An 18,895-nucleotide genomic window follows, 5' to 3' on the forward strand; every position below is an offset into this window, starting at 1 on the left:
AGGAAAGGGGTGTTTGTGACACGAGTGCTGCAAACGCGCGGGCGGGCTCAGAGGCGTGGTGCGTTGACATCGCCACGAGGGGAGACTGCGACTCCCCAGGGGCGCGGGACGGTATCAATGTGCGGCTTCCGCCGCGTGGGCGCGACAAGCCACCACGAACCCGCGGGCCGCAATCGCACAGAACCCGGCAGACGATCAGGCGCCCTCACGCACCGCAGGACCGCAGAAACGCCCGAGTCCGCTGAGCAATCGGCAACGGCTTGTCCGGCTCGCACGGATACATGTCCTGCTCGACGATCGCGAACAGATCCACATCCAGCTTCTGTGCAGCTTCCAGCACGGGTCCCAACGCCGGCACCCCGGCAGGGGGTTCGCACATGACACCCTGCGCGACCGCCGGCCCGAACGGCGTCGCCTTGGCCCGTACATCCGCAAGAATCTCCGGGTCCACCTGCTTGAGGTGCAGATACCCGATCCGCTCCCCATACGTCTCGATCAGCTTGACGCTGTCCCCACCGCAGTACGCGTAGTGCCCCGTGTCCAGGCACAGCGACACCAGACCGGAGTCCGTCCCGTCCAGGAAGCGGACGACGTTCTCCTCACTGTCGATATGAGTGTCGGCATGCGGATGGACGACGATCTGCAGCCCGTACCGCTCCCGCACCTCCCGCCCGAGCCGCTCGGTCAGCGAGGTCAGGTTCCGCCACTGCTCGGCCGTCAGTGTGTCCGGCTCCAGCACCTCACCGGTCTTGTCGTCCCGCCAGAAGGACGGGATGACCACCAGGTGGGACGCGCCCATGGCCTGTGCGAGCACCGCGTTGTCCGCGACGTGCGCCCAGGTCTTCTCCCAGACCGCCTCGCCATGGTGCAGGCCCGTGAAGACGGTCCCCGCCGAGACCTTCAGGCCACGCCTGGAGGTCTCCTCGGTGAGGACGGCCGGATCGGTCGGCAGGTACCCGTACGGGCCCAGCTCGATCCACTCGTAGCCGGACTGCGCGACCTCGTCGAGGAAGCGCTGCCAGGGAACCTGCTGCGGGTCGTCGGGGAACCACACACCCCAGGAGTCGGGAGCCGACCCGATCCGGATGCGGGACAGTGCGGAAGAGGAGGGTGACAACGACGTCATGCCGGCCAGCTTCCGTGCCCGTAGTAAGCGCTGTCAAGGTGTCGTCCGAATGTCTGGACAAAACATTGACAGGGCTCCGTGTGCGGGGCTAAAAACGCGGGGAGAGCCGTAACGAAGGGAAGTCGATGGCGTACGACCTGATCACCATGGGGCGGATCGGAGTGGACCTGTATCCGCTTCAGACCGGTGTCCCGCTGCCGCAGGTGACGAGCTTCGGCAAGTTCCTCGGCGGCTCGGCGTCGAACGTGGCGGTCGCCGCGGCGCGCCTCGGCCGCCGTACGGCGGTGATCACGCGTACCGGCGACGACCCTTTCGGCGCCTATCTGCACGAGGCTCTGCGGGGCTTCGGCGTCGACGACCGCTGGGTCACACCGGTACCGGGCCTGCCCACTCCGGTCACGTTCTGCGAGATCTTCCCGCCCGACGACTTCCCGCTGTACTTCTACCGGCAGCCCAAGGCCCCCGACCTGGAGATAGACGCGCACGAGCTCGACCTCGACGCCATCCGTGACGCCCGGATCTTCTGGGTCACCGGCACGGGCCTGAGCGAGGAGCCCAGCCGTACGGCGACGCTGGCGGCGCTCGCCCACCGGGCGAAGGCCGGTACGACGGTCTTCGACCTCGACTGGCGCCCCATGTTCTGGGGCGACCCCGCCTCCGCCCGGCCCTTCTACAAAGAGGCCCTGCGCCACACCACCGTCGCGGTCGGCAACCTCGACGAGGTGGAGGTCGCCACCGGAGTGCGTGAACCGCAGGCCGCCGCCCAGGCGTTGCTGGACGCGGGCGTCGAACTCGCCGTCGTCAAGCAGGGCCCCAAGGGCGTCCTCGCCGTCAACAGCAAGGGCGATTCCGCCGAGGTCCCGCCGCTCCCGGTGAACGTCCTCAACGGTCTCGGCGCCGGCGACGCCTTCGGCGGTTCGCTCTGCCACGGCCTGCTGGAGGGCTGGGACCTGGAGACGGTCATGCGGCACGCCAACGCGGCCGGCGCGATTGTCGCCTCACGCCTGGAGTGCTCCTCCGCCATGCCGACCACCGACGAGATCGAGGCCGCGCTCTCCGCAGGGGCCGTACTGTGACCGTCGACGTGGCGGAGCTCGTCCGCATCCGTGCCCACCGCCCCGAGGCGATAGCCGAGGCCGCCGCCCGCCGCACCCGCCGCCCGCTGCTGGGCGACTCCGGCCGCCTGATGATCGTCGCCGCCGACCACCCGGCGCGCGGCGCGCTCGGGGTCGGCGACCGCAGGCTCGCCATGGCCAACCGCGCCGACCTGCTGGAACGCCTCTGCCTGGCGCTCTCCCGCCCCGGCGTGGACGGCGTCCTCGCCACCGCCGACATCCTCGACGACCTGCTGCTGCTCGGCGCCCTCGACGGCAGGGTCGTCATGGGCTCCATGAACCGCGGCGGCCTCCAGGGCGCGCGCTTCGAGCTCGACGACCGTTTCACCGGCCACCGCGCCGAGGACATCGAGCGCCTCGGCTTCGACGCCGGCAAGCTGCTCCTGCGCATCGACTACGACGACCCGGGCTCCCTCACCACGCTGGAGTCCACCGCCCGCGCCATCGACGACATGGCCGCGCGCGGGCTTCCCGTCTTCGTCGAGCCGTTCATCAGCCGCCGCACGGACGAGGGCCGGCTGAAGAACGACCTGTCCGCCGAGGCCGTCACCAAGTCCATTGCCATCGCCTCCGGCCTGGGCGGCACATCGGCCTACACCTGGCTCAAGCTGCCGGTCACCGAGAACCCCGACGACATGGCCGAGGTCATGGAGACCTCCACGCTCCCGGCCGTCCTCCTCGGCGGCGAGGTCGGCGGCTCCGCAGAGGAACAAGCCGGGGCGTACGAGAAGTGGCGCGGCGCCCTCCAGCTCCCCACCGTGCGCGGCCTGGTCGTCGGCCGTTCGCTGCTCTACCCGGCGGACGGCGATGTGGCCGCCGCCGTGGACACCGCCGTAGGACTGCTGTGAGGACCGCATGACCAGCAAGGAGCTGTACGTCGCGCGGGGCACCACCGCGGACGCCAACTACGCGCTCGACATCGACCCCAAGCGGGCCGGCTGGGAGTACTGCAGCCTGCGGATCGTCGAGCTGGAGCCGGGTGGTACACACACCTTCACCACCGGCGAGAGCGAGTGGATCGTGCTTCCGCTGCAGGGCGGATGTACCGTGCGCACAGCCGACGGCACAAGCGACGAAGAGTTCCAACTCCTGGGCAGGGACAACGTGTTCGCGTCGGTCTCCGACTTCGCGTACGTACCCCGTGACGCCCGGGTCCAGATCGCCTCCGGCGCGGGAGGCCGCTTCGCCCTGGCAGGAGCGAAGTGCGAGCGACAACTCCCCGCCCGCTACGGCCCCGCGCCGGAGGTCCCCGTCGAAGAGCGCGGCAGCGGCAACCGGTTGCGGCACGTCCGCAACTTCGCCTCCGCCGACGGCTTCGACTGCGACAAGCTCATCGCCGTCGAGGTCATCACCCCCGGCGGCAACTGGTCCTCGTACCCGCCGCACAAGCACGACGAGCACCGGCCGGGCGTCGAGGCGGAGCTGGAGGAGATCTACTACTTCGAGATCGACGGCCCGAACGGTTTCGGCTATCAGCGCGTATCTCCCTCCCGTGAGGGCGGATCGGACGTCCTCGCCGAGGTCCGCTCCGGCGATGCCGTCCTCGTCCCCGACGGATGGCACGGCCCGTCGATCGCCCAGCCCGGCCACGACATGTACTACCTCAATGTCATGGCGGGACCGGGCCGGACGCGGGAGTGGCGGATCTGCTTCCATCCGGAACATACGGAGGGTTACCGATGACGTCCTCAACGACGAGGCTCACGGTCGCGCAGGCACTCGTCCGCTTCCTGTCGGCCCAGTACACCGAGCGCGACGGCGTCCGGCAGCGGCTGATCGGCGCCACCTGGGGCATCTTCGGCCACGGCAACGTGGCGGGGATCGGCCAGGCACTCGTCGAGTACGCGGACGACATGCCGTTCCACCAGGGCCGCAACGAACAGGCCATGGTGCACGCGGCGGTCGGTTACGCGAGGCAGTCGGGCCGCCTGTCCACACACGCGGTGACGACGTCCATCGGCCCGGGGGCCACCAACCTCGTCACGGGCGCGGCCCTCGCCACCGTCAACCACATCCCGGTCCTGCTCCTGCCCGGTGACGTCTTCGCCACCCGCCCCGCCGACCCGGTGCTCCAGCAGCTCGAAGTCCCCTACGCCGGCGATGTGTCGGTCAACGACAGCCTGCGCCCGGTGTCGAGGTACTTCGACCGCGTCACCCGGCCCGAAGCCCTGGTCCCGTCGGCCCTGAACGCCATGCGCGTGCTGACCGACCCCGTCGAGACCGGCGCCGTGACCCTGGCCCTCCCACAGGACGTCCAGGCGGAGGCGTACGACTGGCCGGACGAGTTCTTCGCCGAGCGCACCTGGGTCGTACGACGGCCGGGCGCCGACCCGGCGGAACTCGCCGAGGCGGTACGGGCGATCAGGTCCGCGCGTCGGCCTGTCGTCGTCGCCGGCGGCGGCGTCCACCACAGCCGCGCCGAGGAGGCCCTGGCCGAGTTCGCCGGGAGCACCGGCATACCGGTCGCCTCCACCCAGGCCGGCAAGGGCTCTCTACGCCACGACCATCCCCAGGACGTCGGCGGGATCGGCCACACCGGCACGGCGACCGCGAACGAACTCGCCCGCACCGCCGACCTGGTGATCGGCGTGGGGACCAGGTACACCGACTTCACCACGGCCTCCGGCACCCTCTTCGCCGGCGAGGACGTCCGCTTCCTCAACCTCAACATCGCGCCCTTCGACGGCCACAAACTCGCCGGCCGGCCCCTGATCGCGGACGCCCGCAGCGGCCTCCAGGAGCTGACCGCGGCCCTCGACATGCACGCGTACCGGGTCGCGGCCTCCTACGTCACCGAGTACACCGAGGACAAGGAACGCTGGGAGCAGCGCGTCGACGCCTGCTACGAGGCCGACGAGCCGGACGTACGCCCGACGCAGCCGCAGGTCCTCGGTGCCCTGGACGCCCTGGTGGACGAGTCGGACGTGATCATCAACGCGGCCGGCTCCCTCCCCGGCGACCTGCACAAACTGTGGCGGGCGCGGTCGCGGGACCAGTACCACCTGGAGTACGGCTACTCCTGCATGGGCTACGAGATCCCGGCCGCGATCGGCGTGAAGCTGGCCGCCCCCGAACGGTCCGTGTGGGCGCTGGTCGGCGACGGCACGTACCTGATGATGCCGACGGAGATCGTGACCGCCGTGCAGGAGGGCATCGCGATCAAGGTCCTCCTGGTCCAGAACCACGGGTACGCGTCCATCGGCGGCCTGTCCGAGTCGGTGGGCGGCGAACGGTTCGGCACGGCGTACCGCCACCGTTCCCCTGCCGACGGTTCCTACACGGGCGCGCCGCTGCCCGTCGACCTCGCCGCGAACGCCGCCAGCCTGGGCATGCGCGTGCTGCGCGCGAAGACCGTGGCGGACCTGCGGGGGGCGCTCGCCGAGGCGCGCGCCGCCGACACACCCACATGTGTCTACGTCGAGACCGAAACGGCCGACACTGTGTCGGGCCCGCCGCCCGCGCAGGCCTGGTGGGATGTACCTGTGGCCGAGACCGCGACCCGACCGTCCGCGGTCAAGGCCCGCGAGCTGTACGAACGGCACGTCTCGACCCGACGCCGCCATCTGTGAAGGAGCAACTGGGCATGACGAAGATCGTCAACCACTGGATCGGCGGCAAGACCGTCGAAGGCGCGTCGGGCACGTACGGGCCGGTCACCGACCCTGCGACCGGCGCGGTCACCACGAAGGTCGCCTTCGCGTCCGTCGACGAGGTCGACGCGGCGGTCGCCGCCGCGAAGGACGCCTTCCTGACCTGGGGCACCTCTTCGCTGGCCAAGCGGACCACGATCCTGTTCAGGTTCCGGGCGCTGCTCGAGGCGAACCGGGACGCGATCGCGGAGCTGATCACCGCCGAGCACGGCAAGGTGCACAGCGACGCGCTGGGCGAGGTCGCGCGCGGTCTGGAGATCGTCGACCTGGCCTGTGGGATCACCGTGCAGCTGAAGGGCGAGCTGTCGACCGAGGTGGCCAGCCGCGTGGACGTCTCGTCCATCCGTCAGCCGCTCGGTGTCGTCGCGGGCATCACGCCGTTCAACTTCCCGGCCATGGTCCCGATGTGGATGTTCCCGATCGCGATCGCGACCGGCAACACCTTCGTGCTCAAGCCCTCCGAGAAGGACCCGTCTGCGTCCATCAAGATCGCCGAGCTGCTGGCCGAGGCCGGTCTGCCGGACGGCGTCTTCAACGTCGTGCACGGCGACAAGGTGGCCGTCGACCGCCTCCTGGAGCACCCGGACGTCAAGGCCGTCTCCTTCGTCGGCTCGACCCCGATCGCCCGCTACATCCACACCACCGCCGCCGCCAACCACAAGCGCGTGCAGGCCCTCGGCGGCGCCAAGAACCACATGCTGGTCCTGCCGGACGCCGACCTGGACGCGGCCGCCGACGCCGCCGTCTCGGCCGCCTACGGCTCCGCGGGCGAGCGCTGCATGGCCATCTCCGCCGTCGTCGCGGTCGGCTCCATCGGCGACGACCTGGTCGCCAAGATCCGCGAGCGCGCCGAGAAGATCAAGATCGGCCCCGGCAACGACCCGTCGAGCGAGATGGGCCCGCTGATCACGAAGGTCCACCGCGACAAGGTGGCGTCCTACGTCGAGGGCGCGGCGGCCGAGGGCGCCGAGGTCGTGCTCGACGGCACCGGCTACACGGTCGAGGGCTTCGAGGACGGCCACTGGATCGGCATCTCGCTGCTCGACAAGGTGCCCACGTCCGCGAAGGCCTACCAGGACGAGATCTTCGGCCCGGTCCTGTGCGTTCTGCGCGTGGACACGTACGAGGAGGGCGTGGCGCTGATCAACGCCTCGCCGTTCGGCAACGGCACCGCGATCTTCACCCGGGACGGCGGCGCCGCCCGCCGCTTCCAGCTGGAGATCGAGGCCGGCATGGTCGGCGTGAACGTCCCGATCCCGGTCCCCGTCGGCTACCACAGCTTCGGCGGCTGGAAGGACTCCCTCTTCGGCGACCACCACATCTACGGCAACGACGGCACCCACTTCTACACCCGCGGCAAGGTCGTCACCACCCGCTGGCCCGACCCGGCCGACGCCCCCTCCGGCGTCGACCTGGGCTTCCCCCGCAACCACTGACCGTGGTGTGAGCACCCCGACAGGGCCGTCCGTCATACGGACGGCCCTGTTTTTTGTGCGCGCGGGCTACGGTTCCCGCACGGGCCCAACTCGGAGAGTCGACAGGCGTTGAGTGCCGTATCCGCGATCAAATGGCCTTCTGATCTACGGATTCCGTAGGTAAACAGGTATTGACGCGCTGGTTTTCGTCGCGATTCCATGCAGCCACCCAGCCGCCGGAGTCATCCGCACGAGTCGATCGGAATCCGCCCGTATGACCGACATGCTCCGCCCTGTAGACACCGCCGCCCCAGAGGCACCGGACGGCAGCCCCAAGACCCTCAAGCGCTCCATCGGGGTGGTCGGCGGAACCCTTCTCACCCTCTCCTGCGTGACCCCCGCCTCCACGCTCTTCGTGGTCGTCCCGGACCTGTTCGGATCGCTCGGCACCGCCACCGCCCTGACGATCGCCATCGGCTCCCTCCTCTGCATCGCCGTGGCGTTCTGCTACTCGGAGCTGGGCACCCTCATCCCCAGCGCGGGCGGCGAGTACGCGATGGTCTCGACGCTGGCGGGCCGGCTCGCGGGCTGGCTCGTCTTCGTCCTGTCCCTCCTGGTCGTGATGATCGTCCCGCCGGTGATCGCGATGGGTACGGCGGACTACCTGGCACCGGTCGTCCACCTGGACCCGGCGATCGCGGGTGCGGGAGTCATGCTCCTGGCGACCCTGGCCGGGCTGCTCGACCTGCGCGCCAACGCCTGGATCACCGGCATCTTCCTGGTCCTGGAGGTCATCGCGGCGGCCGTGGTGGCGGTCCTGGGCTTCGCGCACAGCGAGCGGGGTGCCGGGAGCCTGGTCTCCATGCGGGTGGCGGGCAACGGCGGCCACCCGGACACGGTGACGGCGATGCTGGTGGTGTCGGGCCTGGCGATCGCCCTCTTCGTCACCCAGGGCTTCTCGACCGCCGTCTACCTCTCCGAGGAACTGGAGCACCCGCGCCGCAACGTCGCCCGCACGGTCCTGGCCACCCTCGCCATCTCCACGGTGATCATCCTGGTCCCGGTGGCGGCGATCACCATGGGTGCCCCGGACCTCTCCACGCTGACCGGCGGCGACATCAGCTCCATGGTCACCGCCTGGTCCAACTCCGCGGTCGGCACCTTCGTCAGCCTCTGCGTGGCTCTCGCGATCATCAACGCGGGCATCGTCATGGTCATCCAGAACTCCCGTGTCCTGTTCGCCTCGGCCCGCGACAAGGCCTGGCCGGAGCCCGTCAACAACGTCTTCGCCAAGCTCGGCCGCTTCGGCTCCCCGTGGGTCGCCACGCTCGCCGTCGGAGTCCCCGGCGCCCTGCTCTGCTTCGTGAACCTCGACACCCTGTACGGCGTCACGGGCGTCTCGGTGACGGGCATGTACCTCCTCGTCGCGGTAGCCGCCCTCCTCTCCCGCCGCGGCTCCCACAAGCACACCCCGGCCTGGCGCATGCCCCTGTGGCCGGCCATGCCCCTCCTGCTGATCGCGGTCCTGGCCTACATCCTCAGCCAGCAGGAGACGAGCTACCTCCTGTGGACGGGCGGCATCACGGCGGTGGCGACCCTGTACTGGGCCTTCTACCTCCGCCCCCGGAGGGAGACCCGCTGGCTGGTGTCCATCCCGGAGGACGCGCAGGCCTGAAGCCCGGCGAAGCCTTTCAGGGGCGCGGGGCTGTATCGATATGCGGCTCCGCCGCACGGGCGCGACAAGCCACGACGCGGCCGCACCCGGCACCCTGAAGAAGGAACCGAGTTCGTAGCCGTACAGCAAACGCGGTACAGGCTGATCGCCCCGTCCTCCCAAGGGATACCCCCGGTTCACCCCGCGGTCTGCCCCAACTGTCAGAGACGCCCCGTACCGTTGAGGCATGGATCTTCGACTACCCCGCCTGCGAGGGCTGCTTCGGCGGCCCCGGCGCCTGCTGGCCGCCGGGGCCGCAGTCGTCGTACTCGCCGGCGCAGGTACGTGGACGGCAACCGCAGCCTCCGACGACGCACCGCGGGTACACCGCACCGACCGGGTCATGGCAGTGGACGGCGTCCGCATCGACACCTCGTACTTCACCCCCGGCTCAACCGGCGGACGCCACCCCGCCGTCCTCCTGGCCCACGGCTTCGGCGGCAGCAAGCAGGACGTCCGGCAGCAGGCGCAGGACCTGGCCCAAGACGGATACGTGGTGCTGACCTGGTCGGCCCGCGGCTTCGGCAGGTCCACCGGCAAGATCGGGCTGAACGACCCGAAGGGCGAGGTCGCCGACGTCTCCAAGCTGATCGACTGGCTGGCGAAGCAACCCCAGGTCCAGCTCGACAAGCCCGGCGACCCGCGCGTGGGCGTCGCGGGCGCCTCGTACGGCGGCGCGATCTCGCTGCTGGCGGCGGGGTACGACCACCGAGTGGACGCCATCGCCCCGGCGATCACGTACTGGAACCTGGCGGACGCGCTGTTCCCGAACGGCGTCTTCAAGAAGCTGTGGGCGGGCATCTTCATCAACTCCGGCGGCGGCTGCGACAAGTTCCAGCCCGAGCTGTGCCGGATGTACGAGCGGGTCGCCGAGTCGGGCAAGCCGGACGCACAGGCCCGTGAGCTGCTGGCCGCCCGCTCCCCGTCCGCCGTCGCCGACCGCATCAAGGTGCCGACCCTCCTGGTGCAGGGCCAGACGGACTCCCTCTTCCCGCTCGGCCAGGCGGACGCGGCGGCGAAGGCCATCCGTGCCAACGGCGCTCCTGTCGACGTCGACTGGATCGCCGGCGGGCACGACGGCGGCGACATGGAGGCGAGCCGCGTCCAGACACGCGTACGTGCCTGGTTCGACCAGTACCTCAAGGACGAGAAGGGTACGGACACGGGCCCTGCCTTCCGTGTCACCCGCACCGGAGGCGTCGACTCCACGGACGGCGCGGCCGTGCTGCGGGGAGCGACCGACGACACGTACCCGGGCCTGGAGAGCGGACAGCGCTCCGTGCCGCTGAGGGGCACGGAACAGAGCTTCGCCAACCCGGCGGGTGGCAGCCCGCCCGCCGTCTCCGCCCTGCCCGGCCTCGGCGGCTCCGGCGGCCTCGCCCAGCTGTCCTCTCTCGGCGTCGGGGTGTCACTGGACTTCCCCGGCCAGTACGCACGGTTCGAGTCGGCACCGGTGCGCAGCGGCCTGCGGATCACCGGATCGCCGACCGTCACCGTCCATGTGAAGTCGACCAGCGACGACGCGGTGCTGTTCGGGAAGGTGTACGACGTCGGTCCCGGCCGTGGCAGTCCCGTGCTGCCCTCGCAGCTGGTGGCCCCCGTCCGCGTCCAGGGCGCGAAGGCCGGCAAGGACGTGACGATCACGCTCCCGGCCGTCGACCACGAGGTGGAGCAGGGCCACCGGCTGCGCCTGGTCCTCGCCTCCACCGACCTGGGCTACGCCTCCCCGGCCGCCCCGGCGACGTACACCGTCTCCCTCAAGGGCGACCTGTTGGTGCCGACGGCACCCGGCGCGACCACCGCGGCCGCCCCGCTGCCGTCCTGGGTGTGGTGGCTCCCGCTGGCCGGCGCGGTCCTCGCCCTGGCCCTGCTGCTCACCGGCCGCCGCCGCACGATCGCCGCGCCGCCGTCCCCCGAGCTGGCCGAAGTCCCGCTCCAGATCACGGACCTGAGCAAGCGGTACGCCAGGTCGGCGGACCGTTACGCGGTACGGGACCTGTCCTTCCGCGTGGAGAAGGGCCAGGTCCTCGGCCTGCTCGGCCCCAACGGCGCGGGCAAGACGACGACCCTGCGCATGCTGATGGGCCTGATCAGGCCGGACGCCGGCGAGATCCGTGTCTTCGGCCAGGCGATCCGTCCCGGCGCCCCCGTCCTGTCCCGGGTCGGCGCGTTCGTGGAGGGCGCGGGCTTCCTCCCGCACCTGTCCGGACGCGAGAACCTGGAGCTGTACTGGCAGGCGACGGGCCGCCCGCCCGAGGACGCCCACCTGGACGAGGCACTGGAGATCGCCGGTCTCGGCGACGCGCTCGCCCGAGCGGTCCGCACCTACTCCCAGGGCATGCGCCAGCGACTCGCCATCGCCCAGGCCATGCTCGGCCTCCCGGACCTGCTCATCCTCGACGAACCGACCAACGGTCTCGACCCGCCCCAGATCCGCGAGATGCGCGAGGTACTGATCCGCTACGCGGCGGCCGGCCGCACAGTGATCGTCTCCAGCCACCTCCTGGCGGAGGTCGAGCAGTCCTGCACCCACCTGGTCGTCATGGACCGCGGCCGCCTCGTCCAGGCGGGCCCGGTAGCCGAGATCATCGGCTCCGGCGACACCCTCCTGGTCGGCCTGGCCTCCGACATCCCGGACCCCCTGATCGAGAAGGTGGCAGCCCTGCCCGGCGTGGACTCGGCGGTACGGACGGACGGTGGCCTCCTGGTCCGGCTGGCGCCCCAAAGGGGCGCGGGGCTGCATCCATCAGCGGCTCCGCCGCGGGGCGCGAACAGCCACGACGAAGCCGCAGACGAACGACGGCAAACCGCGGCACTCACCTCCGAACCGGCGGCAGCCCCACGCACGGGCACCGCCGCTGCAAGCCTCCTCGTAGAGCTGGTGCGCCTCGAAGTCCCGGTCACCTCCCTCGGCCCCCACCGCCGCCTGGAGGACGCCTTCCTCACCCTGATCGGAGGTTCCGCATGAGCACGCTGGCCGAGCGCACCGAGCCCCTTCACGCCGCCCCCGGCTACCGGGCCGGCCGCACGCTGCCCCTACGGGTGGAGCTGGCCCGGCAGCTGAAGCGGCGCCGGACGCTGATCATGGCGGGGATCCTCACCGCGCTGCCGTTCGTGCTGCTGATCGCGTTCGCGATCGGCGGCGACCCCAGCGGCCGCAACGGCCAGGTGACGCTGATGGACACGGCCACCGCGTCGGGTGCCAACTTCGCCGCCGTCAACCTCTTCGTCTCCGCGGGCTTCCTGCTCGTCATCCCGGTCGCCCTGTTCTGCGGGGACACGGTGGCCTCCGAGGCGAGCTGGTCCTCCCTGCGCTATCTGCTGGCCGCGCCTGTCCCACGGGCCCGCCTCCTGTGGTCCAAGCTCGTCGTCGGACTCGGCCTCAGCCTGGCCGCGATGATCCTGCTGCCGGTGGTGGCACTGGCCGTGGGCACGGCCGCCTACGGCTGGGGCCCGCTCCAGCTCCCCACCGGCGGTGCGCTGGACCCGGGGACGGCGGCAGGGCGCCTGCTGGTGGTCGTGGCGTTCATCTTCGTGTCCCAACTGGTCACCGCGGGGCTGGCGTTCTGGCTGTCGACGAAGACCGACGCGCCCCTCGGGGCGGTCGGCGGGGCGGTCGGACTCACCATCGTCGGCAACGTCCTGGACGCCGTGACGGCCCTGGGCCACTGGCGCGACTTCCTGCCCGCGCACTGGCAGTTCGCCTGGGCGGACGCCGTCCAGCCGCACCCCGAGTGGTCCGGCATGATCCAGGGCACGGCGATTTCCATAACGTACGCGCTCGTGCTGTTCGCCCTGGCCTTCCGGGGTTTCGCCCGCAAGGACGTGGTGTCCTAGGTCAACGGAGGATCACCCACCGGTCTCGACCCGCCATGATCGTGGCCGTCTTGAGATTCATCCGCAACACCCCGTGCCGCACACTCCGACCCCCTGCGCCGTCACAGTCACAGACGTCGGCGTCAACACACCAAGGGGGCACGGAAGATGGAGCGGTACCGAACACCACGGCCGGGCACGCCACACCCACGCACCCGTAGGCCGCACACGCCGCACCCACGCACCCGTAGGCCGCACACGCCGCACCCACGCACCCGACGGCTGCGCGCAGCGCTCCTCGCCCTCACGGCGACGAGCGGCCTGCTGCTCACGGCCTGCGGGGCGGGCGGCGGCTCCAACAGCAGCAACAAGGCCTCGGACGGTTCGCACCGGACGGGCTTCCCGGTCCCGGCCGCCCCGACGGCCGGCGAGCAGAAGGGCGAGGACAGGTTCGCGAGCCCGTCCCCGACCTCCGACGACCACCTCTCCACCTTCGCCCTCGATGTCGACACCGCCTCCTACGGCTACGCCCGCCGCACCCTCGCCGCAGGACAGCGCCCCGACCCGTCGACCATCCGCCCCGAGGAGTTCGTCAACAGCTTCCGCCAGGACTACGAACGCCCCGACGGCAACGGCTTCACGGTCACCGTCGACGGCGCCCGCACCGGCGAGAAGAACTGGTCCCTGGTCCGCGTCGGCCTCGCCACCCGCCCGGCCACCGAGACCGGCGAACGCCCGCCCGCGGCCCTCACCTTCGTCATCGACATCTCCGGCTCCATGTCCGAGCCCGGCCGCCTCGACCTCGCCCAGAAGTCCCTCGACACGATGACGGACCGGCTCCGCGACGACGACTCGGTCGCCATCGTCACCTTCAGCGACAAGGCCGAGCAGGTCCTGCCGATGACCCGCCTCGGCAGCCACCGCGGCAAGATCCACGAAGCGATCGACAGTCTGGAGCCGACCTACTCCACCAACCTCGGCGCGGGCGTCGAGACCGGCTATGCCACCGCCGTCGAGGGCCGCCGCAAGAACGCCACCAACCGCGTCGTCCTCATCTCGGACGGCCTCGCCAACGACGGCGACACCGACCCGGACTCCATCCTGAACCGCATCTCCTCGGCCCGCCGCGAGTACGGCATCACGCTCTTCGGCGTCGGCGTCGGCAGCGACTACGGCGACGCCCTCATGGAACGCCTCGCCGACAAGGGCGACGGCCACACGGTGTACGTGTCGGGGGAGGCCGACGCCCGCAAGGTCTTCTGCCAGGACCTCCCGCAGAACATCGACCTGACCGCCCGCGACGCCAAGGCCCAGGTCGCCTTCGACCCCGCCACGGTCGCCGAGTTCCGCCTCGTCGGCTACGACGACCGCCAGGTCGCCGACGGCGACTTCCGCAACGACCGCGTCGACGGCGGCGAGGTAGGCCCCGGCCACACGGTGACCGCCCTCTATGCCGTCCGCACCAGGCCGGGTGCCGACGGCCACCTCGCCACGGCCACCGTCCGCTGGCTCGACCCCGACACCCGCGACCCGCACGAGAAGTCCGGCGAAGTGGAGACCGGCGCCCTCCACGACTCCCTCTGGGAGGCGAGCCCCCGCTTCCAGGTCACCGCCGTCGCCGCCTACTTCGCCGACGCCCTCCGCCAGAACGACGAACGGTGGCGCCCCCTCCCCGGCGCCCCCGGCCTCGGCGAACTCCACCACCGCGCCGAGAACCTGGCGGACCGGACCGAGGACAAGGACGTACAACAGCTCGCCGACGCGATAGAACAGGCAGACCGAGGCGGCCAGGACTAGAACATCAGTCCACGGAAGCCTGCTGACCGCGGCCCCATTGACCTTTCCTTACTTGCGAGTAAGTTGACCTCCCAGTCAGAGCCGACTGGGAGCCGTCATGGGCGTTCGCAAGGACTTGAAAAGGGCAAAACGGCGCACCGACCTCGCATCCCGCACCAGGGTCGAGGTCACCAGGGACGAGGACGGGACCGTACGCGAGGCCCGCACCCCCGCCCTCGCCGCGCGTCCGGCCACCGGCAGTACCGCCGACCTCCCCTTCACCAACGCGACCGAGGCCCCCGACGCCGTGGTCCTGCGGCGCAGGCACCCCAACGGGTCCTGGCAGCCGGTGACCGCGGCGGCCTTCGCCAGCGAAGTCACCGCCGTGGCCAAGGGGTTGATCGCGGCGGGCCTCGAACCGGGCGGCCGGGTCGCGGTCATGTGCCGCACCCGCTACGAGTGGACGGTCCTCGACTTCGCGATCTGGGCGGCGGGCGGCCAGACGGTCCCGATCTACGCCACTTCGTCGGCCGACCAGGTCGACTGGATCGTCCGCGACTCGGAAGCCCGCTACGTCGTCACCGAGACCCTCGAGAACGCCGCCACGGTGACGACGGGCACGGCCCGGCACGAACGGCAGCCGCGCATCTGGCAGTTGGACGACCATGCCATGACCGATCTCGTCACCCTCGGCGGCGACGTCCCCGACGAGGAGGTCACCAAGCGCCGCACCGCCCTGACCCCCGAGACCATCGCGACGATCTGCTACACCTCCGGCACCACCGGCAAGCCGAAGGGCTGCGTCCTCACCCACGCCAACCTGCACGCCGAGGCCGCCAACACGGTCGAGCTGCTGCACCCGATCTTCAAGGAGGTCACCCGTCAGGTCGCCGCCACCCTCCTCTTCCTCCCGCTCGCCCACATCCTCGGCCGCACCCTCCAGATCGCCTGTCTGATGGCCCGTATCGAGATCGGCCACTGCCCCAGCATCAAGCCCGACGAACTGCGGCCCGCCCTCAAGGAGTTCCGCCCGACCTTCCTCGTCGGTGTCCCGTACCTCTTCGAGAAGATCCACGACACCGGCCGTGCGACCGCCGAGAAGATCGGCCGCGGCGCCTCCTTCGACAGGGCGGACCGCATCGGCGTCCGCTTCGGAGAGGCGTACCTGAACAGGTTCCTGGAGACGGGAAAGGGCCCGAGCCCCGCCCTCTACGCCGCCTGGGCCCTCTACGACCTGCTGGTCTACCGCCGTGTCCGCAAGGAACTCGGCGGCCGTATGCGCTACGCGATCAGCGGCGGCTCCCCCCTCGACCGCAACCTCAACCTGTTCTTCTACGCCGCCGGAATCATCGTCTACGAGGGCTACGGCCTCACGGAGACGAGCGCCGCCGCCACCATCGTCCCGCCCCTCGGGCCCCGTCCGGGCACGGTCGGCGTCCCGGTCCCCGGCACCGCGGTGCGCATCGCCGACGACGGGGAGGTGCTCATCAAGGGCGGGGTCGTCTTCGGCGCGTACTGGAACAACCCGGCCGCCACCGACGCCGTACTGCGGGACGAGTGGTTCGCCACCGGTGACCTGGGCTCCCTCGACGAGGACGGCTACCTCACCATCACCGGCCGCAAGAAGGACATCCTCGTCACCTCCGGCGGCAAGAACGTCTCCCCGGCCGTCCTGGAGGACCGGCTGCGCAGCCGCCCGCCGATCGGCCAGTGCGTCGTCGTCGGCGACAACCGGCCCTTCGTCGCCGCACTGATCACCCTCGACCCCGAGTCCGTCGCCCACTGGCTGACGGTCCGCAAGCTGCCGGCGGACACCCCGATGGCGGAGGTCGTACGGGATCCGCGGATGTGCGCCGACGTCCAGAAGGCCGTGGACTACGCCAACGAGGCCGTCTCCCGCGCCGAGTCGGTCCGTGCCTTCAGCCTCGTCGAGGGCGAGTTCACAGAGGACAACGGTTTGCTCACCCCGTCGTTGAAAATCAAGCGGCACGCCGTGACGGCGGCGTACGCGGAGGAGATCGAGGCGCTGTACGGCGGCTGACGGCCTGACCAGGTCACTCGTGCGGGTGATCCATGACTGGTCGCCCGACTCAAGTGGTGCAATTAAGTGATATATGACTGTGTGTCATTAATGTGCGGAATTGCGGCAAAGGAGGATGAATGACCCCTCGTCGCCGCCGGTCCGCCCACAGGCGACTGGCGTTCATCATCGCCGGAGCGGTCGCGTCAGCGGCTCTCGCCTGGGGCCCGGCCTCCCCCGCCGATGCCGCACGGCACCCCGAGTCGCAGGGCGCCACGCCCGTGGTGCCCGGCGCACAGGCTCCCAGCCCCGCGCCCGTGGACGACGCGCGCGCCTACTCGGTGGCGGACGTGCGGCGGGCCGCGTTCGGCGCGTTCCTCGACTCCGAGCCCGAAGGGCTGGTGCGGCTGAAGGAGTTCAGCGGCTGGCTGGGCGGCACCGAACTGCGCGTGGGGCACACCTATCTGCCGGGGGACGTGTGGGAGAACATCGAGGGCGGTTACGGCTTCCTCGACAGCTGGGCCAAGTGGCGGCTGGCCAAGCCCGACCGGCTGCTCGTGCTCAACGTCCCGCTGATGGAGCACAACGAGGCGCAGGTCTCCGACATCGCCGTCGCACGGCTGCTGCGGCGCGCCGCGGCCGGCGAGTTCGACGAGCACTTCCGGCTGCTGGCGAAGCGCCTCGTCGACCTGGGTGCGACGGACACGGTCCTGGTGCTCGGCTGGGAGATGAACGGCGTCACGTACACCCACCGCTGCGGCCCCGACCCGGAGGACTGGATCCGGTACTGGCGGCGCATCGTCACCGTCATGCGCTCGATTCCCGGCCAGAAGTTCAAGTTCGACTTCACCCCGAACCGGGGCCAGGACGCGATTCCGTGGCCGAAGTGCTACCCCGGTGACGACTTCGTCGACATCGTCGGCATGGACTCGTACGACCAGCCGCGCGGAATGTCGTTCGACGAGGAGGTGGCGGAGCCCTACGGCCTGAAGTTCCACGTGGACTTCGCGCGGGCGCACCACAAGCCGATCTCGTATCCGGAGTGGGGTCTGTACCGCAACGGCGACAACGTCACGTACATGCTGCGCATGCTCGCCTGGATGGACGAGCACAAGCCGCTGTACAACGCGATCACCGACTACTGCCCGCACGGCGTGTGGCTGTGCACCGACAACCCCCGGGCCGCGGCCATCTACCGTGCGGTGCTGGCCAGTTCCGTCCTGCCGGAGCCGACGCCGGGGCCCGTCGTCCCCGTCCCGCCCGCGCCCGTGATTCCCCAGCCACCGGAGCCGACACCGGTGCCGCTGCCGACGCCGCTTCAATCGGCGGAGCGCCGGCGGTGATCCGCAGGACCGGGATCGCGGTGAGCGATGACGATCAGTTTGTTGCCGCGTCCCGCGCGACGGGCCGCGCCTTCGAGCCGGGGCCATGCACGGGCCATGGCGCGGCTCGGCCAGGATGCGCCCGCATAGCGAGTGAAGATCTCCTGCATCTTCGCCCGAGGAGACGTCGGGCGCTGCACCGAGACCACCTTGCAGCCCAGTCGGCCCAGGATTGCGCGCATCCCGGCTTCCGTGAAATAGATCTTGTGCTCCCAGTAGTACATGTGGCCCGTCAAATCCACCCGGCCGCGACTCGCGGCATTCACTGCCAGAATGAGCGGGCGTACCGGGAACGACGCATCCGGCGTCTCGAAAATGACCGTGCCGCCCGGACGGAGTTTCTGCAGAGCCAGGCCCAGCACGGGAAACGGGTCGTAGAGATGCTCGATGACATCCCACAGCGTGACCACATCTGCGGTGGCGTCGGGCAGCAGCGAGTCCAGGTCCTCGCTGAGAGCGACCCGCAATCCGCGGGAGCGCGCCATGGTCACGGCATCGGGGTCCACGTCGACTCCGTATGCGTTGGCATAGCGGGTCTGGGCGAAGGAGACGAAGTTGCCGATCCCGCATCCGATATCGAGGACTGTTTCGATCGGTCCGGTCAGCCGCTCGGCTTGATCGAGTGTCGCCGTGTACCGCTGCTCGTAGCCACGGCGGACATCCTCACTCGCGTACAGGCCGAACTTGTACTCCTCCCAGTACTCGCTGACCGGTTCCGTTTTGGCGCGGGCGGCAAGCGTCAGGTCGGGCCGGAAATATTCAGTGCGGCACTCCCGGCATCGGACCAGTCGATACCGGTCTTCGACGACCATGCGCAGCGATTTTCCCTGCCCAGGACACGCCGGACACCGGAGGTCTGGCACTGTCATGCTGTCCCTTTC

13 protein-coding genes are annotated in these 18,895 nt (G+C 70.4%); 11 read left to right on the forward strand and 2 right to left on the reverse strand.

Going from position 1 to position 18,895, the window contains the following annotated elements; translation table 11 throughout:
- Positions 1 to 205: 205 nt before the first annotated feature.
- Complete coding sequence (locus LJ657_RS00720; RefSeq protein WP_232646116.1) at positions 206 to 1,126, reverse strand: sugar phosphate isomerase/epimerase family protein; 921 nt, start codon at positions 1,124 to 1,126, stop codon at positions 206 to 208.
- Positions 1,127 to 1,251: 125 nt separating this feature from the next.
- Between LJ657_RS00720 and iolC the strand changes: the two genes are divergently transcribed.
- The 11 genes from iolC (at position 1,252) to LJ657_RS00775 (ending at position 17,975) form a co-directional block, all read left to right on the forward strand.
- Positions 1,252 to 2,202, forward strand: coding sequence for a 5-dehydro-2-deoxygluconokinase (gene iolC / locus LJ657_RS00725; protein WP_232646117.1), 951 nt, complete (start codon positions 1,252 to 1,254; stop codon positions 2,200 to 2,202).
- Positions 2,199 to 3,089: a Cgl0159 family (beta/alpha)8-fold protein gene (locus tag LJ657_RS00730; RefSeq protein WP_232646118.1), complete on the forward strand. Its 891-nt coding sequence runs from the start codon at positions 2,199 to 2,201 to the stop codon at positions 3,087 to 3,089. The genes iolC and LJ657_RS00730 overlap by 4 nt, the downstream gene beginning before the upstream one ends.
- A 7-nt stretch (positions 3,090 to 3,096) precedes the next feature.
- Entirely contained in the window at positions 3,097 to 3,924 is an 828-nt protein-coding gene (iolB, locus tag LJ657_RS00735; RefSeq protein WP_232646119.1) for a 5-deoxy-glucuronate isomerase, read from the forward strand.
- Positions 3,921 to 5,810 carry a 3D-(3,5/4)-trihydroxycyclohexane-1,2-dione acylhydrolase (decyclizing) gene (gene iolD / locus LJ657_RS00740; protein ID WP_232646120.1) on the forward strand — a complete coding sequence of 630 codons (1,890 nt, stop codon included), beginning with the start codon at positions 3,921 to 3,923 and terminating at the stop codon, positions 5,808 to 5,810. The genes iolB and iolD overlap by 4 nt, the downstream gene beginning before the upstream one ends.
- A gap of 14 nt (positions 5,811 to 5,824) precedes the next feature.
- Positions 5,825 to 7,327, forward strand: coding sequence for a CoA-acylating methylmalonate-semialdehyde dehydrogenase (gene mmsA, locus LJ657_RS00745; protein ID WP_232646121.1), 1,503 nt, complete (start codon positions 5,825 to 5,827; stop codon positions 7,325 to 7,327).
- Positions 7,328 to 7,580: 253 nt separating this feature from the next.
- Positions 7,581 to 8,981 (forward strand): APC family permease, encoded by a 1,401-nt coding sequence (locus LJ657_RS00750; RefSeq protein WP_232646122.1) that lies wholly within the window; start codon positions 7,581 to 7,583, stop codon positions 8,979 to 8,981.
- A gap of 226 nt (positions 8,982 to 9,207) precedes the next feature.
- On the forward strand, positions 9,208 to 11,988 hold the full coding sequence (locus tag LJ657_RS00755; protein WP_232646123.1) for a CocE/NonD family hydrolase: 2,781 nt from the start codon (positions 9,208 to 9,210) through the stop codon (positions 11,986 to 11,988).
- Positions 11,985 to 12,857, forward strand: coding sequence for an ABC transporter permease (locus tag LJ657_RS00760; RefSeq protein ID WP_232646124.1), 873 nt, complete (start codon positions 11,985 to 11,987; stop codon positions 12,855 to 12,857). Before LJ657_RS00755 ends, LJ657_RS00760 begins: the two co-directional genes overlap by 4 nt.
- Before the next feature lie 147 nt (positions 12,858 to 13,004).
- The gene (locus tag LJ657_RS00765) at positions 13,005 to 14,633 is read left to right on the forward strand and encodes a vWA domain-containing protein (protein WP_232646125.1); all 1,629 of its coding nucleotides are present in this window, start codon (positions 13,005 to 13,007) and stop codon (positions 14,631 to 14,633) included.
- Between the two features lie 97 nt (positions 14,634 to 14,730).
- The gene (locus LJ657_RS00770) at positions 14,731 to 16,653 is read left to right on the forward strand and encodes an AMP-dependent synthetase/ligase (protein ID WP_232646126.1); all 1,923 of its coding nucleotides are present in this window, start codon (positions 14,731 to 14,733) and stop codon (positions 16,651 to 16,653) included.
- Between the two features lie 119 nt (positions 16,654 to 16,772).
- Positions 16,773 to 17,975 carry a glycoside hydrolase family 26 protein gene (locus LJ657_RS00775; RefSeq protein WP_232646127.1) on the forward strand — a complete coding sequence of 401 codons (1,203 nt, stop codon included), beginning with the start codon at positions 16,773 to 16,775 and terminating at the stop codon, positions 17,973 to 17,975.
- On the opposite strand, the gene LJ657_RS00780 is transcribed toward LJ657_RS00775, so the two are convergent.
- Positions 17,951 to 18,826: a class I SAM-dependent methyltransferase gene (locus tag LJ657_RS00780; protein WP_232646128.1), complete on the reverse strand. Its 876-nt coding sequence runs from the start codon at positions 18,824 to 18,826 to the stop codon at positions 17,951 to 17,953. The genes LJ657_RS00775 and LJ657_RS00780 overlap by 25 nt on opposite strands.
- Between the last annotated feature and the right edge of the window lie 69 nt (positions 18,827 to 18,895).

Origin of the sequence: Streptomyces guryensis (assembly GCF_021261325.1) — a bacterium.
In the GTDB taxonomy this organism is placed as follows: domain Bacteria; phylum Actinomycetota; class Actinomycetes; order Streptomycetales; family Streptomycetaceae; genus Streptomyces; species Streptomyces guryensis.

What these genes read in the sequence shown, in the direction of transcription:
- LJ657_RS00720 (WP_232646116.1), bottom strand. Translation starts at nt 1,126, where the DNA reads ATGACGTCGTTGTCACCCTCCTCTTCCGCACTGTCCCGCATCCGGATC.
- mmsA (WP_232646121.1), top strand. Translation starts at nt 5,825, where the DNA reads ATGACGAAGATCGTCAACCACTGGATCGGCGGCAAGACCGTCGAAGGC.
- LJ657_RS00750 (WP_232646122.1), top strand. Translation starts at nt 7,581, where the DNA reads ATGACCGACATGCTCCGCCCTGTAGACACCGCCGCCCCAGAGGCACCG.
- iolB (WP_232646119.1), top strand. Translation starts at nt 3,097, where the DNA reads ATGACCAGCAAGGAGCTGTACGTCGCGCGGGGCACCACCGCGGACGCC.
- LJ657_RS00780 (WP_232646128.1), bottom strand. Translation starts at nt 18,826, where the DNA reads ATGGTCGTCGAAGACCGGTATCGACTGGTCCGATGCCGGGAGTGCCGC.
- LJ657_RS00755 (WP_232646123.1), top strand. Translation starts at nt 9,208, where the DNA reads ATGGATCTTCGACTACCCCGCCTGCGAGGGCTGCTTCGGCGGCCCCGG.
- LJ657_RS00765 (WP_232646125.1), top strand. Translation starts at nt 13,005, where the DNA reads ATGGAGCGGTACCGAACACCACGGCCGGGCACGCCACACCCACGCACC.
- iolC (WP_232646117.1), top strand. Translation starts at nt 1,252, where the DNA reads ATGGCGTACGACCTGATCACCATGGGGCGGATCGGAGTGGACCTGTAT.
- iolD (WP_232646120.1), top strand. Translation starts at nt 3,921, where the DNA reads ATGACGTCCTCAACGACGAGGCTCACGGTCGCGCAGGCACTCGTCCGC.
- LJ657_RS00775 (WP_232646127.1), top strand. Translation starts at nt 16,773, where the DNA reads ATGACCCCTCGTCGCCGCCGGTCCGCCCACAGGCGACTGGCGTTCATC.
- LJ657_RS00770 (WP_232646126.1), top strand. Translation starts at nt 14,731, where the DNA reads ATGGGCGTTCGCAAGGACTTGAAAAGGGCAAAACGGCGCACCGACCTC.
- LJ657_RS00760 (WP_232646124.1), top strand. Translation starts at nt 11,985, where the DNA reads ATGAGCACGCTGGCCGAGCGCACCGAGCCCCTTCACGCCGCCCCCGGC.